16 protein-coding genes are annotated in these 14,997 nt (G+C 63.3%); 11 read left to right on the top strand and 5 right to left on the bottom strand.

Translation table 11 applies throughout. From position 1 onward, the window contains the following. Positions 1-11 precede the first annotated feature (11 nt). The 3 genes from ACZ5RT_RS11840 to ACZ5RT_RS11830 form a co-directional block, all read right to left on the bottom strand. Positions 12-914 (bottom strand): LysR family transcriptional regulator, encoded by a 903-nt coding sequence (locus ACZ5RT_RS11840; RefSeq protein ID WP_422169649.1) that lies wholly within the window; start codon positions 912-914, stop codon positions 12-14. A 61-nt stretch (positions 915-975) separates the two neighbouring features. Continuing rightward, entirely contained in the window at positions 976-1,491 is a 516-nt protein-coding gene (locus tag ACZ5RT_RS11835; RefSeq protein ID WP_422169650.1) for a DUF1993 domain-containing protein, read from the bottom strand. 52 nt (positions 1,492-1,543) lie between these two features. Then, positions 1,544-2,278: a Crp/Fnr family transcriptional regulator gene (locus ACZ5RT_RS11830; protein WP_464452584.1), complete on the bottom strand. Its 735-nt coding sequence runs from the start codon at positions 2,276-2,278 to the stop codon at positions 1,544-1,546. Positions 2,279-2,419: 141 nt separating this feature from the next. Between ACZ5RT_RS11830 and ACZ5RT_RS11825 the strand changes: the two genes are divergently transcribed. From ACZ5RT_RS11825 to ACZ5RT_RS11780, 10 genes are all read left to right on the top strand, one after another. Continuing rightward, positions 2,420-3,424: an ABC transporter substrate-binding protein gene (locus tag ACZ5RT_RS11825; protein WP_464452583.1), complete on the top strand. Its 1,005-nt coding sequence runs from the start codon at positions 2,420-2,422 to the stop codon at positions 3,422-3,424. Positions 3,425-3,457: 33 nt separating this feature from the next. Further along, a complete protein-coding gene (locus tag ACZ5RT_RS11820; RefSeq protein ID WP_464452582.1) occupies positions 3,458-4,258 on the top strand; it encodes an ABC transporter ATP-binding protein in 801 nt (266 codons plus the stop codon). After that, entirely contained in the window at positions 4,248-5,003 is a 756-nt protein-coding gene (locus ACZ5RT_RS11815; RefSeq protein ID WP_422169654.1) for an ABC transporter permease, read from the top strand. The genes ACZ5RT_RS11820 and ACZ5RT_RS11815 overlap by 11 nt, the downstream gene beginning before the upstream one ends. Positions 5,004-5,038: 35 nt before the next feature. Further along, a complete protein-coding gene (locus ACZ5RT_RS11810) occupies positions 5,039-6,097 on the top strand; it encodes a TauD/TfdA dioxygenase family protein (RefSeq protein ID WP_464452581.1) in 1,059 nt (352 codons plus the stop codon). Positions 6,098-6,116: 19 nt separating this feature from the next. After that, positions 6,117-7,622, top strand: a complete 1,506-nt coding sequence (locus ACZ5RT_RS11805) for an aldehyde dehydrogenase family protein (RefSeq protein ID WP_464452580.1) — start codon at positions 6,117-6,119, stop codon at positions 7,620-7,622. A 9-nt stretch (positions 7,623-7,631) separates the two neighbouring features. Beyond that, positions 7,632-8,246, top strand: coding sequence for a BMC domain-containing protein (locus ACZ5RT_RS11800; protein WP_291924940.1), 615 nt, complete (start codon positions 7,632-7,634; stop codon positions 8,244-8,246). After that, positions 8,243-9,220, top strand: a complete 978-nt coding sequence (locus ACZ5RT_RS11795; protein ID WP_464452579.1) for a nuclear transport factor 2 family protein — start codon at positions 8,243-8,245, stop codon at positions 9,218-9,220. Before ACZ5RT_RS11800 ends, ACZ5RT_RS11795 begins: the two co-directional genes overlap by 4 nt. Beyond that, positions 9,217-9,486: a EutN/CcmL family microcompartment protein gene (locus ACZ5RT_RS11790; protein ID WP_108426584.1), complete on the top strand. Its 270-nt coding sequence runs from the start codon at positions 9,217-9,219 to the stop codon at positions 9,484-9,486. The genes ACZ5RT_RS11795 and ACZ5RT_RS11790 overlap by 4 nt, the downstream gene beginning before the upstream one ends. Before the next feature lie 68 nt (positions 9,487-9,554). Next, positions 9,555-9,827, top strand: a complete 273-nt coding sequence (locus tag ACZ5RT_RS11785; protein ID WP_019427480.1) for a BMC domain-containing protein — start codon at positions 9,555-9,557, stop codon at positions 9,825-9,827. Between the two features lie 29 nt (positions 9,828-9,856). After that, positions 9,857-10,522 carry a microcompartment protein gene (locus tag ACZ5RT_RS11780; protein ID WP_108426583.1) on the top strand — a complete coding sequence of 222 codons (666 nt, stop codon included), beginning with the start codon at positions 9,857-9,859 and terminating at the stop codon, positions 10,520-10,522. 92 nt (positions 10,523-10,614) lie between these two features. Here ACZ5RT_RS11780 and ACZ5RT_RS11775 read toward each other — a convergent pair whose 3' ends face one another. Beyond that, positions 10,615-11,073, bottom strand: coding sequence for a RidA family protein (locus ACZ5RT_RS11775; protein ID WP_422169660.1), 459 nt, complete (start codon positions 11,071-11,073; stop codon positions 10,615-10,617). 438 nt (positions 11,074-11,511) lie between these two features. Here ACZ5RT_RS11775 and ACZ5RT_RS11770 point away from each other — a divergent pair, with 438 nt between their 5' ends. After that, positions 11,512-14,082 (top strand): DNA internalization-related competence protein ComEC/Rec2, encoded by a 2,571-nt coding sequence (locus ACZ5RT_RS11770; RefSeq protein ID WP_464452578.1) that lies wholly within the window; start codon positions 11,512-11,514, stop codon positions 14,080-14,082. 2 nt (positions 14,083-14,084) lie between these two features. Here ACZ5RT_RS11770 and xth read toward each other — a convergent pair whose 3' ends face one another. Continuing rightward, a complete protein-coding gene (gene xth, locus ACZ5RT_RS11765; protein ID WP_464452577.1) occupies positions 14,085-14,867 on the bottom strand; it encodes an exodeoxyribonuclease III in 783 nt (260 codons plus the stop codon). Positions 14,868-14,997 lie beyond the last annotated feature (130 nt).

Below are 14,997 nucleotides of genomic sequence, written 5' to 3'. Positions count from 1 at the left end.
GCAAGCAGCCCTCAGCGGGCGTCTGGCGAAACCAGATGATCGAGCAGGCCACGCACCGGCCGCGCCAGTGCCGACAGGTCCCTGACGCCCAGCAACAGTTCTCGTGCAACCCAATCGTCACTCAATTCAATCAGGCGCAGACCCAAAGCCTTCACCAGCGGCTGCGCCGCAGCAGACGGCAAGACGGCAATCCCCAAACCCGCGGCCACCATTTGGCACATGGCGTCAAAACTGCGGACATGGATGCGGATCCGCAGGGGTCTGCCCAGCTGTCCGCTTTCGAGTGAAAGCCGCTGGGCCAGCGATGTGGCTTGCGTGAGGCTCACAAAATCGAAGTCCACGGCTTCTGTGAAAGCCACTTTTTTGCGTCGCGCCAAGGGGTGGCCATGGGGCACCACCAGCACCAGGCGGTCATGGCGATAGCGTTGCGTCTGCAAGCCCAGGGTGGGTGTGCGGTCCGCAAAAATGCCCAAATCGGCTCGGCCGTCCAGCACCGCCATGACCACCTCGTGGCTGTCGGCCTCATTGAGTTCGATGCGTATGCCGGGTTGAAGCTGTGCAAACGCGGCCAGGTCTTGGGGAAGGAATTGGGTGATGGCCGATGTATTGGCCCACAGGCGAACCACCCCCATCAGACCTTTGGCATGGTCGGAAAGATCGGCATTCATCTGGTCCACATCGCCCAGAATGCGCTGCACATGCCGCTGCAGGGCCTGGCCTGCCGGGGTGAGCTTGACGCCGCGCGAATGCCGCTCCAACAAGACCACGCCGAAGGCGGTTTCCAGATCGGAAATGCGCTTGCTGGCGGCCCCGACAGCCAGCATGGCCAATTCAGCCCCTTGGCTGATGCTGCCTGTGCGGGCCACCAGGTTAAAGAGCGACAGGGACACGAGATCGATGCGGTGCAGGTTCATCAGAAACCTCCATCAGATGTTGATGTCATGCGCATCCCGTCGAGACCATGGGCTGAAACGCTCAACCTTGCGCGCCCATCAGGTAGTCCACCTTGCCCACCTCCACACCGTTGTGGCGCAGGATGGTGTAGGCCGTGGTGATGTGGAAGTACATATTGGGCAGCATCCAGCCCGTCAGGTAGTCCTGACCTTTGAGGGTGCGGGTTTTGCCGGGGCCAGCGGGGAAGGTGATTTCTTTGTCTTCGGTGCCGTCCAATGCTGTGGCAGGCACAGTCGCGATGTAGGCGAGTGTTTTCTGGATGCGTTCCTGCAGCTGGGCCAGTGTGGTTTCGGTGTCGTCGAACTTGGGGGCTTCAATACCGCTTAAGCGGGCCACGCCGTTTTTCACCGCATCGCAGGCGATCAGCACCTGGCGTGTGAAGGGGAACATGTCGGGTGCGAGGCGGTAGGCGGTCAGCGCCGTGGGGTCGATTTTTTTGGCTTCAACAAATTGCTCGGCCTTGCTCAGGATGTGGCTCAGGTTGCTCAACATGCGGGTGCACACGGGCAAGCTGGCGCTGGACATGGAAAGGGTCATGGAAGTCTCCGGTTGAAAAAGAGGTCAGTGTGCACTGCGCGGGTGGCTAACGTCATTGGCGCAGCAAAACAATGTTGCGATAGCCCAGGCGGATCAGGCCTTGGTCTTGGAAGTGGCGCAGTTGCTGGTTCACGCGCTGGCGCGAAGCCGAAGCAGCTTGCGCCAGGTCGGTCTGGCTCACGCGCAGCATCACGCCGTCGGGAACTTTCACACTGTTGAATTTGGCGATGCGCTCCAGGGCGGCCCATACGCGTTGTTCCAGGCTGTGCATGCCTTGGTCAGCCAGGGTGTCAAACAACTGGTTGATGCGCAAACCCAGGATGCGCAACAGGTCCACGGCCACCACAGGGTCGCGACTGATCAGGTCGATCAAGCGGGTCCGCTCGATGTGCAGCACCTGGCTGGGCCCTACAGACACCAGGTCGGCCGGGTAGGTGGTTTCGGCAAACACCGAGCTCAGGCCCGAAATTTCTCCAGGCAGCATCCAGCGCAGCAATTGCTCCTCGCCTTCGGGCGTGGTCACGCTCACACGCAAACGGCCTTTCATCAGCAGCAGGGCTGTCGAGGTGGGTTGGCCTCGGCTGAGCACGACTTGGCCATCACGCCATGGGCGCACCACCCCCACACTTTGAAGGGCTTGTGCAGAGCGTGTCGTGAGGGCCGAGTTTTCTGCCCAGGCCTGTGTGAAGACATCGGCGTCCAGAGCCTTGAACACCGCATGGCGCTTGGCCATCTGGCGTTTTGTTGCGGGTGTGGGTGCAGATTTGGAAGAGGAGGGCAGGGCCATGTCGTCGCAGGGGTGTCTCGGATTATTTTGAGTGCTTTCCCCTAAATTGTCACATCAGAAACAATTCGAGTGTGTCACAGGGGCTTAAATCGTGCCAGTTGAACTTGAGAGCAAGTGCAACGTTCAAACAACGGAGACGACATGACCTTTTCAGCCCCCGCCTTCTTGCGCACCGCCATCGGTGCATTGGCCCTGACCCTGGGCACCACTGCCATGGCGCAGACCACCACCCTGCGCATCCAGGATTACCCTGGTCTTGGCAACATCATCACCCGCGTGGCGGCGGCCAATGGCTTCTGCGAAAAGAACGGCCTCAAGTGCGAGCTCAAGACCATTCCTGCAGGCCCCTTGGGCATCCAGACCCTGATGGCGGGTGACATCGACATCGCTTTCGGCCCGTCGGAAGTGGTGATCCAGGCCGCCAACAAAGGCGCTGACCTCAAGATCATTGGCAACGCAGCACGCGACAACATCTTCTTCTTGATGGCCGGCGCCCACACCGAGACGCCCAATGCCGCCAAAGGCTACCCAGCGGTGATGGCCGACCTGAAGGGCAAAAAAATCGGTGTGACGGCCCGCGGCTCTGGTGCTGAATTCCAGTTGCTCGACATGCTCAAGGGTGCTGGCATGTCCGGCAGCGATGTGACCATCGTGCCCGTGGGTGCCCCTAATACCGCCTTGCCCGCCATCGCCAACAAGCAAATCGACGCCGTCATGCTGTTCGCGCCCATGGACGGCTTCTGCTCGGCCATGAAGGTGTGCCGCGTGATCGTGGACCCACGCAAAGGCGAAGGCCCAGAGGCCATCACCAAGCTCAACGGCGCTTCTGGCCCGATGACGGTGCGTGGCGACTTTGCGCAAAAGAACGGCGCAGCGCTGGACGCCTTTGCCAAGGCCATGCGCGAATCCGAAGCCTTCATCCAGAACCCGGCCAACTTCGCGGCTGTGCTCAAGGTCATCAACGACACCTTCAAGATCGAAGGCCCTGCGGGTGCTGCCGCGGTCGAAGCCTCCTTGCGCAACTCGATCAGCGGTGCCAGGTTTTCGCTGGATGCCAAGGCCTTGCAGCATGCCGCCGACTACCTGCACAACACCCAGCAGATCGACAAAAAGTTCGACACCAGCAAGATCTTGCAACTGCGCTGATCGCTGCAGCCACCGACCTGACCGACTGTTTGCATGAGTGGAGCACCTGAATTGAGCGCAACGTCCTTGGCCATCGCTGCCGACGGCGTGCACCTGAGCTTCGATGGCACCAACCAGGTGCTGTCCGATGTGACGCTGCATGTCCGTCAAGGCGAGTTTGTTTCCCTGGTGGGTCCCAGCGGTTGTGGCAAAACCACGCTGCTGAACCTGGCCGCCGGGCTGGTACCGCACACCGGCCAAGGCGGCTTGCAAGTCAATGGACAAGCGCCACGTCAAGGCAACCCGCAAGTGGGCTACATGCTGGCCCGCGACAGCCTCATGCCCTGGAAAACCGCTTTGGGCAACGCCATGTTCGGCATGGAAGTGCGCGGTGTTCCGCGTGCCCAAGCCGAAGAACGCGCCCGCGCCATGCTGCAGGAAGTCGGTCTGGCCGGTTTTGAAAACGCCTTGCCCAAGGCCTTGTCACACGGCATGCGCCAGCGCGTGGCCCTGGCCCGCACCTTCGCCATGGGCTCGCCTCTGCTCTTGATGGACGAGCCCTTTGGCGCGCTGGATGCGCAAACCAAGCTGCAACTCGAAGACCTGTTGCTGCGCCTGTGCCAGCAGCACCAACAGTCGGTGCTGTTTGTCACGCACGACCTGTCCGAGGCCGTGGCCGTGTCCGACCGGGTGGTGGTCATGACCTCGCGCCCCGGGCGCATCGTGGCCGACATCGCCATCGACCTGCCACGCCCGCGCTCGATCCGCGAGCTGCAAAAAGACCCGCATTTCCATGAGCTGTATGCGCAACTCTGGTCGCACCTGGAATCTGGCTGGAGCAAACATGAAGGCTGACACATTCCGCTGGGGCGCTGCCCACATCGTGTTCATCGCTGTGCTGCTGGCGCTGGGCGAGTGGCTCACCGTCAACCGCTGGCTGGACCCCACCTTTGTGGGCCAACCCAGCGGCGTCATCAAATTTTTGTGGAGCAACATCGCCACCGGCAAGCTCTGGACCGATCTGGGCTGGACCATGGCGGGCACGCTGATCTCGTTTGCCTTGGGCAGCTCGGCCGCCTTGGCTGTGGGCCTGCTGTTTGTGGCTTTCCCCAAGGTCGAGAAATTCCTCGACCCCTACTTCAACGCCATGAACGTGATGCCCCGCATTGCGCTGGCGCCGCTGTTCATCCTGTGGTTTGGTCTGGGCCTGGGCTCCAAGATCGCCGTCGGTTGCAGCCTGACCTTTTTCATCGTGCTGTCCAGCACGGTGGCTGGCATTCGCGGCGTGAGCCAGGACCACGTCACGCTGTGCAAGACGCTGGGTGCCAGCGCCGTGACCACCTTCTTCCAGGTGACCTTGCCCGGCGCGGTGCCGGTCATCTTCTCGGGCCTGCGCCTGGGCCTGATCTACGCCATGTTGGGCGTGATCGGGGCCGAAATCATCGCCTCGGAAAAAGGCCTGGGCCAGTCCCTGGCCTACCTGGGCTCCACCTTTGAAGTCAATGGCGTGATGGCGCTGCTGCTGGTGCTGGCCCTCTTGGGTGTGGCCGTAGTGCGCACCATGACCTGGCTCGAAAAACGTTTGCTGCACTGGCAATGAGCCGGGCTGTTTTGTCACATCAAGGAGATACAAGAATGAGCTTTCGTCACATCCAGGTCGACCCGTTGACCCCCACCATCGGCGGCATGATCAGCGGCGTGGATCTGAACAACACCCGCTCAGAGGACGTCTACGAAGAAATCAAAAAGGCGCTGTGGCAATACGGCGTGGTGTTCTTCCGCAAGCAGGCCCTGAAGCCCGAGTCCTACATCCGTCTGGGCCAGAACTTTGGCGAGATGGAGCAGCACGAGTTCTTCCCGCATGTAGAAGGCCACCCCCAGATCCAGCTGATCTCCAACCAGGGCCACGAAGCCCCCGAGACCGACCGCTGGCACACCGACGTGACCTTCCGCAAGAAGCCCAACATGGTGTCCATCCTGCGCATCACCGACTTGCCGCCAGCTGGTGGCGACACCATGTGGATGCATGCCGGTGCGGCGTTCGATGCGCTCAACCCCGGCATGCAGCAGATGCTCGAAGGCCTGCAGGCCGACCACGACCTGCCCTGGCATTTCCGCCGCATCAATGTGCACGAGCGCCTGGCGCAGCGGGCCTCGGCCAAGAGCGGCATGATGGTCACGGCCAATGCCCAGGAGTGCAAGATGATCGAGAACACGCCCACGGTGACGCACCCGGCCGTGATCACACACCCCTACACCGGCCGCAAGATCCTGTTCGTCAACTCGATCTGGACCAAGCGCCTGCTGGGCATGCACATGGACTTGTCGGACGCGGTGCTGAACATGCTCTACGAGTGGATCAAGAAGCCCGAGTTCATGGTGCGCTTCCGCTGGGAAAAGGACTCGGTCGCCATGTGGGACAACTGCGCCACGCAGCACTACGCCGTGTTCGACTACGCCCCGCACTACCGCGCCGGTCAGCGCATGACCTGCGGCAGCTTTGTGCCCACCTACAACCCCGGAGCCGCCAGCAGCGCCAGCACAGCTGGCCAGCCCTCGGTGATGCGCCAGCTGCTGGACACCACCCGCATGCAGGCGGCCAGCCCGCGTGAAAAGCAGGCGGTGGAAGCGATTTTCAGCGCGCTGGAAAGTGTGGACCTGAACGCCGTGGCCGCTGCAGCGCAGCGCCGTTGAACCCGGGACGCCCTCTGACATGAGTTCAAGCAACCCCATCGACCTGGCCGACCACGACCTGGCCGCCTTGCAGGAGGCCCGCGACTTGCTGGGCCGCGCCCGGCAGGCCGCTGCCACGCTGGCGCAGTGGACGCCCGAGGAAGCCAAGCGCGTGGCCAAGGAAGTGGCCGCCGCCTTGCTGCCGCGTGCCGAGTTTTATGCCGAGTGGGCCGTACGCGAAAGCCGCATTGGCAAAGTGGCCGACAAGATCGCCAAGAACCAGATCGCCTGCACGCTCACGCCCAACGCCTGGGACAACGTGGCCCTAGGCGGCGTGCGCCGCAACGATGCGTTGCGCATCGTCGAGATTGGCCGCCCGGCCGGTGTGGTGGTGGGCTTGTCCAACTCCACCTCGCCGGTGGCCACCATCATCTTCAAGACCATCCTGTGCCTGATGACGCGCAACGCGCTGGTCATCTCGCCGCACCCGGTGGCTTTGGGGTGCTGCACCGCCGTGACCCATGAATTGCAAGCGGCCATTGAAAAAGCCGGCGGCCCGGCCCATGCACTGCAGATCCTGACCCGCCCCACGGTCGAGGCCACGGGCGCGCTCATGCGTGACAGCCGCACTGACGTGATTTTGGCCACCGGCGGCACGCCCATGGTGCGTGCGGCCTATGGCTCGGGCAATCCCGCCATTGGCGTGGGCTCGGGCAATGTGCCGATTTATGTGGACGCCAGCGCCGACCTCGAAGCCGCTGCACAGACCATCGTCACCGCCAAGAACTTTGACCACGGCAGCCCCTGCTCGGCGCCTTCGGTGCTCATGCTGCACGCGGGCATCGCGACGCAGATGCAACAAGCCCTGGCCCGTCAGGGTGCGCATGTGTGCACCGAAGAAGAAGTACAAAAGATCCAACACCATGCCTTCCCCGGCGGCAAGTTCAATGGCAAGGTGGTGGGCCGCCCCGCGTTTGAGATCGCCCAGGCCGCTGGTGTGCAGGTGCCACGCGACTGCCAGGCACTGGTTTGCCCCATCGCCAACCCGCAGGCTGGCCATGTGCTGCTGAAGGAAAAGCTCTCGCCCATTCTGGGCTGTGTGGTGGTGCCGGGCATGGACCAGGCGATCGACGTGGCGCGTCTCATGCTGCAGCACAGCGGCGCAGGCCACACCTCGGGCATCCATACCGCCAGCGCCGAGCAGGCGGTGGTCTGGGGCGCCGCGCTCGACTACTACCGCGTGGTGGTCAACGGCTCCACGGTGCACGACAGCACGGGCGCCAACACCGGTTTGCCTTACACCTTCACCATCGGCACGGGGTATGCAGGCAAAAGCTCGGTGGACTGCAACGTCGGCCCCGAGCTGCTGGTCAACTGGAAACGCGTGGCCTTTCCGCTGCCGGGTGGCTGGGCCGGGGCCATGGCCTCGGGTGCCGCACTGTCTTCGGGTGTGCCCGCGGCTGCGGGCCAGCTGTCCACCCTCACGCCTGAACTTCAGGCCACCGTCCTGCGCATCGTGCAGGAAGAACTCGAACACCTTCGCTGAAAGCCCCTCATGTCCACTTTGCGCAGTTACATTTTTCTGGACCGCTTGCAGCCTCAATTGATGTGCATGCTGGGCTCCACCGCCCGTGGTTTTCTGCCGCGCCACAACGACGCCGCCATGGTGATCGAAGTCGCTCCCGGCATGGACATCGAGTGGCTGACCGACATCGCGCTCAAGCACGACAACGTCAAGCCCGGCAACCTGGTGGTCGAGCGTCAGTTCGGCTATCTGGAGTTCCACGGCCAGTCCTCCTCGTCCGTCAAGTCGGCCGGTGCTGCCGTGCTCGAAGCCATGGGCGTGAGCGAAAAAAGCGTGCTCAAGCCCGAAATCCTGGCCTCCAAAGTGATTGACCGGGTCGACGGCTACCACGCTTTTTTGATCAACCGCAGCAAATCGGGCAGCATGCTCTTGCCTGGCGAGTCGCTCTACATCATGGAGATGACCACCTCGTCGTATGCGCTGCTGGTGGCCAACGAGGCCGAGAAGGCCGCCAATGTGAAACTGATCGACTGCCGCTTCATGGGCCCGGCCGGTCGCCTGTACCTGTCGGGCAATGCCTCGGACGTGCGGGCCGCCGCTGCCGTGGCCGAGGCCGTGATCCGCGACGCCGGAGGTGCTGCATGAGCACAGACGCTTTGCGTGAGCAAATTCGCACGCAAGTGCGAAAGGCCTTGGGCGCTGCGTCTGGCCCAGCCCCGGCGGCTGACGCGTCCGTGGCGGCTTTGATGCGCCGCTTTGAAGCCGGTTACGAGACCGTGAACGCGGAAGCCATCGTGGCCTGCTTTGCGCCCGATGTGGTCTGGATCCTGCCCGATTCGCGTGTGCTCAACGGCCGCGAAGCCTGCCTGGCGTTTTTGAAAGAACGCTTTGCCAGCCCGACTGGCCCCAAGTTCTCGGATTCGCACATGCATGTGCTGGGCCAGACCGTGGTGCAGAACTACAAGGTGACCGTGCCGCTGCCCGGTGGCCAGACCGGCACTTACGACGGCACCGACGTGTACCAGATCCGCAATGGCCTGATCGCCCGCAAAGACGCTTACTGGAAGCAAGTGGGCAGCCCCAAGCCTGCAGCCACACCTGCACCTGCAGCGCCATCGGCCCCAGCGCCTGCACATGCCGCTGCCAGTACCGCAGGCGTGGTGGTGCCCTTGCGCGTGGGCACGGCCGCGCAAGCGGCCGCACTCACCGACCTCTTCAAGCGCCTGGCCGCCAGCCCTGCGCTGCTGCAAGCGGCGCAATCGGGTTTGCTGCGTTTTGACATGCGGGTGGACGAAGCGGCGGTGAAAGCCGTGGCGGCTTCTACGGGTTCATCCGGCGGTGCTTCGGCCATGGCCGCCACCACCGCCATCGACCCGGCCGCTTGCTGCCCCTCGTGCAAAGAAGGCAAAGCCTGCGAATGCAAGGGCGACACCTGCGAGCTGCATGACCACAAAGCGCAAGTCCCTGAACTCCAAGGCGTGATCGGCGAGAAGCTGCTCAAAACCTTGCCCGCCCATGTCAAAACCGTTCGCATCCACCCCAAGGCGGTCCTCACCCCCTTGGGCAAAGAAGCCCTGCGCAAGCGCGGCATCACCATTGACCGAGGAGCCACCCCATGAAAACAGGAACCGTGATCGGCCGCATCGTGGCCAGCAAGCGCCTGCCCGAATTGCCGCCCGGCGCTTTGCTGGAGGTCCAGCTGGACTACCCCAAGGACGTGGTCGTCTGCTTCGACCCGTTGGGCTGCGGCATCGGCGAGCGCGTGATGATCACCATCGGTGCCCCCGCTGCCTGGTGGTTCGCCCCGGCGCACCCGCGTGTGGTGGCCGATGCCCTGGTCATTGCCTCGCTCGACAACTACGACACCCCCACGCCGATGCGTTGACGCAGCGGTATTTTTTCCTCCACCCTTTCCCTCAACCCTTTCTTTTTTAACCCCTCAAGGAGACTCACATGTCACAAGCCATCGGAATGATCGAAACCAAAGGTTATGTTGCCGCCTTCGCTGCCGCTGACGCCATGGTCAAAGCCGCCAACGTCAACATCGTTGGCAAAAAAGAAGTCGGTGGCGGCCTGGTCGCCATCATCGTCTCGGGCGACGTGGGTGCCGTCAAGGCCGCCACCGAAGCCGGTGCAGAAGCCGCAGGCGCGATCGGTGAAGTGGTGTCCTGCCACGTCATCCCACGTCCCCACGCTGACGTGTCCAAAGCCTTCGACGGCAAGTGATCGACGGCTGTTGCAAATAAGGAGGCCGCATGGCCACAACTAAAAAAGCCGCAGCGCCCGCCAAGCCGGCCGCTGAGCTTCGGGTTTACCTGACGCTCACCGACCTGCAGCCCCAGTTCTCCTCGTGGATGAGTTCGCCCCTGGGCGCACGCGGCTACGTGGCGATGCAGGGCACGAATGCGCTGCTGGTCGAGATCGCCCCCGGGCTGTCCATCCAGCGCGTGATCGATCTGGCGCTCAAGGCCGAGCCCACCCTGGAGCCTGGCATTCTGGCGGTGGAGCGGCAGTTTGGCGTGCTGGAGTTGCACAGCAACGACAGCGCGGCGCTGCAGCGAGCAGGCCAGGTCATTCTGGCTTGGATGGGCGCCAAGGCCGAAGACCAGCTGCGCCCGCATCTGCTGTACAGCGACATTCTGGAAAACGTGACCGATCAGCACGCCGTGCTGATGAACCGGACGCGCCAAGCCAGCATGGTGCTGCCCGGCCAGAACATGCTGCTCATGGAAGTGGCCCCGGCCCTGTTCGGTGCCCACATGGCCAACGAAGCCGAAAAAGTCGCCCCCGACCTGACCCTGGTCGAGTGCAGCATGATCGGTGCCAGCGGCCGCATGTACCTGACGGGCAGCATGGCTTCGCTTGAAAAAGCCAAAGCCCATGTGGAGGCTTTGCTCTCGGAGATCCCGGGGCGCGGCTGATCCTCAAATCGCCAGTCGCCCAGGCCGAGTCCGGGAGCGGTTGGCCTCACCGTCAAAAAACCACGCCTTGCATCAGCAGGGCGTGGCTTTTTTTAGCCGATTTCGGCAATCAGTTCGATCTCGACGCAAGCGCCCATAGGGATTTGCGCGACACCAAAAGCGCTGCGGGCGTGGGCGCCTGCCTGTGCACCAAAAACCTGACCCAGCAGTTCACTGCAGCCGTTGGTGACCAGGTGTTGCTCGGTGAAGTCACCGGTCGAGTTGACCAGGCTCATCACTTTGACGATGCGTTTGACCTTGTTCAAGTCGCCCACGGCAGCGTGCAAGGTGCCCATCAGATCGATGGCCACGGCGCGAGCGGCTTGCTGGCCTTCGGCGGTGCTGATGTTCTTGCCCAGCTGGCCGGCCCAGACTTTGCCGTCTTTTTTGGCGATGTGGCCCGACAGGAAGACCAGGTTACCGGTCTGCACAAAGGGCACATAAGCCGCTGCGGGCACGGCCACAGGGGGCAGTTCGATGTTCAGGGATTTCAGGGTGTCGTAAACGCTCATGGTGGGTCTCTGGGCTGAAGGGATGGGGTCCCGTGGGTACGGGGGTGACAAAAATGAACCGGCATTGTCGCTCAATCCAAATCACGGACTGGGCGGCTCTTTGCGGGCGGCTGGCCCTGCGGCCGAATGCCTGCCCGCGATGACTTGCAGGCCATGCGTGGCTGGGCGATGCGTATCGGCATATCGCAGCCAATGCAACAGGGGCGATACGCATGACAAACGGTGCGTGGACAGTTACAAAGAGCCAGGCAGACGCCAGGTCTTGGGTCCGCATCGCCCGGCGATGCGGCCTGCTGGAGCGGACACCCAGAACGCCGAAACGAGCGTTGGAATCACCAGCCAAATCAGGGAGGCTGACATGAAGCGATGCGGTTCATCCGGCAGGCATGGCCGGGTTGCGGCGCGGGGGTCTGTGTTGGGCCGGGCCGTCTGATGCGCATGGCTTGGGCGCGAGACTTGGGCTGGAGCTTGCTGGCTTGGTGCCTGGGCCTTGCGCTGCAGTTGCAACAAGCGGTCTTGTGGTCTGGGTCGGTCTATGGCGCCTGCATGGCTTTGGCCCTTGTCGGTGCATGGCTGCTGCGACGTGTCACCGTTTTTCAATTCGCGCACGCTGGGGTTCGCCAGGCCCTGTGGGGGCTGGTGTGGTCGACAGCGGCGTTTGGGCTGACGGGTTGGCAGGCCGGGACACGCGCTGGCGGTATGGCCCCATGGCTGGAGGGCCAGGATCTTGATGTGGTGGGGGTGGTCCAGGCCATGCCGCAGCGGCAAGACCTGGGCTGGCGTTTTCGTTTTCGGCTCGAACAAGCCCGGCGGGTCGACAAGTCGGGCGCAAGGCATGCGCTGAACTTGGGGGCGGAATTGCCGACTCAGGTGTATCTGGGTTGGTATGGGCAGGACGGGCTGCACGACAGCGGCTGGAATGTGTCGCCTCTACCTGAGCCTGTGAAAGCCGGCGAACGCTGGCGTTTTCGCGTGCGCCTGAAAGCACCCCATGGGCACATGAATCCGCGAGGGTTTGATTACGAGCTGTGGCTGTGGGAGCAGGGCATTCGCGCCACAGGCTATGTGCGCTCAGGGGTCAAAGACCCGGCCCCACAGCGTTTGGCCCACACCGGGGCGCATCCGATCGAAGCCTGGCGTCAATCGGTCCGTGACCGCTTGCTGAGTCAGGAAACCCTGGCGGGCGGCGATGCGGCAGCGGCCCAGCGGGCGGGTGTGGTGGCGGCGTTGGTCACGGGCGACCAAGCGGCCATTGAGCGCGCAGACTGGGATGTATTTCGGGCGACAGGCGTGGCGCACCTGATGAGCATCTCGGGCCTGCATGTGACCATGTTCGCTTGGCTGGCTGGGGGTCTGGTGGCTTGGGGCTGGCGCAGATCCGCGCTTTGGGGCTTCAACGGGGCTTTGCGTTGGCCTGCGGTGCATGTGGGGGCTTTGGCGGGCTGGGCGCTGGCCGGGTTTTATGCGCTGTTCAGCGGCTGGGGTGTGCCCGCACAGCGAACCTTGTGGATGCTGGGGGTTGTGTTGCTGCTGAAAATGTCGGCGCGTCATTGGCATGGTCGGCTGATCTGGTTGTTGGCCGGGACGCTGGTGCTGACCTTGGACCCTTGGGCCATGCTGCAGCCGGGATTCTGGTTGAGCTTTGTCGCGGTGGGGGTGCTCATGGCCTCGGGCCGGGCGCACCCTGCAGCACGCCAGCCCGCAGGGACACAGTCCAGTTCGGACTCGCTGCAGGGGCAGGCGCACCTTCCCCCACAGCCCCGCTTGGGAGGCTTGCTTTCCGTGTGGCACGGCCTCATGCGTTTGGTGCGCGAGCAGGCCATCGTCACACTGGCGCTGGCACCTTTGACCTTGCTGTTTTTTGGCCAGGTCTCGCTGGTGGGTTTGTTGGCCAATTTGTGGGCGATTCCCTGGGTGACCTTGGTGGTCACGCCGCTGGCCATGTTGGGTCTGTTGGGGTCGGGCTTTGCGGTGTTGGCGGCTTGGGCGCTGCAGCCGCTCATGAGCGGCTTGGGCTGGTTGGCCACCTGGCCGATGGCCAGCGTGTCCACGGCCATGCCGTCCTGGGGGCTGGGGGCGCTGGCGCTGTTGGGCGCTTGGGGGCTGGTGCTCAAGCTGCCTTGGTCGTGGAAGCTGCTGTGCTTGCCCTTGCTGTGGCCCGTGTTGTGGGGCGAATCACCGCGCCCTGAAGCCGGTCATTTCGAATTGCTGGCGGCCGACGTGGGCCAGGGCAATGCGGTGCTGGTGCGCACCGCCACCCACAGCCTGCTCTACGACGCGGGGCCGCGCTATTCGGCCGAAAGCGATGCGGGCCACCGGGTGCTGGTGCCCTTGTTGGCGCAAATGGGCGAGCGCATCAACACCTTGATGCTCAGCCACCGCGACAGCGACCACACCGGGGGCGCAGCAGCGGTGCTGGCCATGCAGCCGCAGGCCGCGTTGTGGTCTTCATTGGAGGATGCGCACCCCTTGCATGCCCTGCGCCCGGGCTGGGTGCGCTGCCAGGCTGGGCAGTCGTGGGTGTGGGATGGGGTGCAGTTCGAGGTGCTGCACCCTGCGCTTTCCCCCAATGCGCCGGGTCGAACACCGAGACCCAATGAAGTCAGTTGCGTCTTGCGCATTGGCAACGGCAAGTCTTCGGCGTTGTTGGCGGGTGACATCGAGGTGGCGCAAGAGCAAGCGCTGTTGCAGGCGGGGTCACCGTCTGCAGGGCCATCGGGCCTGGCCCCGGTCGATGTGCTCTTGGTGCCGCACCATGGCAGCCAAACCTCGTCGAGCGCCGCGTTTTTGCAGGCGTTGCAGCCCCGGTTCGCACTCGTGCAGGCCGGTTACCGCAACCGATTCGGCCACCCCGCAGCATCGGTGGTGTCGCGCTACCAGGCGCAGGGCATTGCCTTGGTCGAGTCCAGCCGCTGCGGCGCGGCGATTTGGCGCAGCGACGTTCCGGATGAGGTTCAATGCGAGCGGGTGCGCGCGCGACGTTACTGGCACCATGTGATGGTGCCTTGAGATCAAGCCCCCAAGGTCAACACCACAGGGGCATGGTCGCTGGGGCGCTCGTTTTTGCGCGGGGCACGGTCGATCACACAAGCGCTGGCGCGTGCCTTGAGGGCCTGCGAAATCAGGATGTGGTCGATGCGCAAACCCCGGTTGCGGCGGAAGGCGAACTCGCGGTAATCCCACCAGCTGTAGCTTTTTTCGGGCTGCTCAAACAGGCGGAAGCTGTCCGTCAGGCCCAGGCCGATCAGGGCCTGCAGCTTTTCGCGTTCGGTATCGGTGCAGTGGATGGTGCCCGCCAAGCCCACCGGGTCCCACATGTCAAGTTCGTCAAAAGTGATGTTGTAGTCACCCATCAGCACCAGGTTCAGGTGCTTTTGCATCTCGCGGCCCACCCAGTCGCGCAGCGCATCGAGCCAGCGCATCTTGTAGACAAATTTGTCGCTGTCCGGGGCCTGGCCGTTCGGGAAATACGCACCGATCACCCGCACCTGGCCGCCTGCGCCATCGGGGTAGGTAGCCGCGATCACACGCGACATGTCGTCCGTAAAGCCGGGGATATTTTTGACCACATCCGTGCCTTCGGCTTTGGAGATCAGCGCCACGCCGTTGTAGGTTTTCTGGCCGAACCATTGGGCCTGGTAGCCCGCTTCGGCAAAGGCCGCGGCCGGGAATTTGTCGTCGGTGAGCTTGAGTTCCTGCAGGGCCAGCACATCGGTCGGGTTGGCGGCCAGCCAGTCGAGCACCTGGGGCAGGCGCACGGACAGGGAGTTGACGTTCCAGGTGGCAATTTTCATGGGGGAATTTTTTTCTGGCGATGGGGCGGGGGTGTTTTGAGTTTAGTCCATGGATGAAAGGTGTCGTGTGCTGCCTTTGGAAACACAAAAAATGCACTTTTGGATCGCTTATGGTGCTTGCAGCCGTGAC

It is taken from the genome of Limnohabitans sp. TEGF003 (assembly GCF_055395455.1).
The sequence above is the reverse complement of the archived record's forward strand: the minus strand, read 5'-3'. Positions and strand labels throughout refer to the sequence as shown.

What these genes read in the sequence shown, in the direction of transcription:
- ACZ5RT_RS11795 (WP_464452579.1), top strand. Translation starts at nt 8,243, where the DNA reads ATGAGCACAGACGCTTTGCGTGAGCAAATTCGCACGCAAGTGCGAAAG.
- ACZ5RT_RS11800 (WP_291924940.1), top strand. Translation starts at nt 7,632, where the DNA reads ATGTCCACTTTGCGCAGTTACATTTTTCTGGACCGCTTGCAGCCTCAA.
- ACZ5RT_RS11825 (WP_464452583.1), top strand. Translation starts at nt 2,420, where the DNA reads ATGACCTTTTCAGCCCCCGCCTTCTTGCGCACCGCCATCGGTGCATTG.
- ACZ5RT_RS11810 (WP_464452581.1), top strand. Translation starts at nt 5,039, where the DNA reads ATGAGCTTTCGTCACATCCAGGTCGACCCGTTGACCCCCACCATCGGC.
- ACZ5RT_RS11780 (WP_108426583.1), top strand. Translation starts at nt 9,857, where the DNA reads ATGGCCACAACTAAAAAAGCCGCAGCGCCCGCCAAGCCGGCCGCTGAG.
- ACZ5RT_RS11785 (WP_019427480.1), top strand. Translation starts at nt 9,555, where the DNA reads ATGTCACAAGCCATCGGAATGATCGAAACCAAAGGTTATGTTGCCGCC.
- ACZ5RT_RS11770 (WP_464452578.1), top strand. Translation starts at nt 11,512, where the DNA reads ATGGCTTGGGCGCGAGACTTGGGCTGGAGCTTGCTGGCTTGGTGCCTG.
- xth (WP_464452577.1), bottom strand. Translation starts at nt 14,867, where the DNA reads ATGAAAATTGCCACCTGGAACGTCAACTCCCTGTCCGTGCGCCTGCCC.
- ACZ5RT_RS11835 (WP_422169650.1), bottom strand. Translation starts at nt 1,491, where the DNA reads ATGACCCTTTCCATGTCCAGCGCCAGCTTGCCCGTGTGCACCCGCATG.
- ACZ5RT_RS11840 (WP_422169649.1), bottom strand. Translation starts at nt 914, where the DNA reads ATGAACCTGCACCGCATCGATCTCGTGTCCCTGTCGCTCTTTAACCTG.
- ACZ5RT_RS11790 (WP_108426584.1), top strand. Translation starts at nt 9,217, where the DNA reads ATGAAAACAGGAACCGTGATCGGCCGCATCGTGGCCAGCAAGCGCCTG.
- ACZ5RT_RS11820 (WP_464452582.1), top strand. Translation starts at nt 3,458, where the DNA reads ATGAGTGGAGCACCTGAATTGAGCGCAACGTCCTTGGCCATCGCTGCC.
- ACZ5RT_RS11805 (WP_464452580.1), top strand. Translation starts at nt 6,117, where the DNA reads ATGAGTTCAAGCAACCCCATCGACCTGGCCGACCACGACCTGGCCGCC.
- ACZ5RT_RS11775 (WP_422169660.1), bottom strand. Translation starts at nt 11,073, where the DNA reads ATGAGCGTTTACGACACCCTGAAATCCCTGAACATCGAACTGCCCCCT.
- ACZ5RT_RS11815 (WP_422169654.1), top strand. Translation starts at nt 4,248, where the DNA reads ATGAAGGCTGACACATTCCGCTGGGGCGCTGCCCACATCGTGTTCATC.
- ACZ5RT_RS11830 (WP_464452584.1), bottom strand. Translation starts at nt 2,278, where the DNA reads ATGGCCCTGCCCTCCTCTTCCAAATCTGCACCCACACCCGCAACAAAA.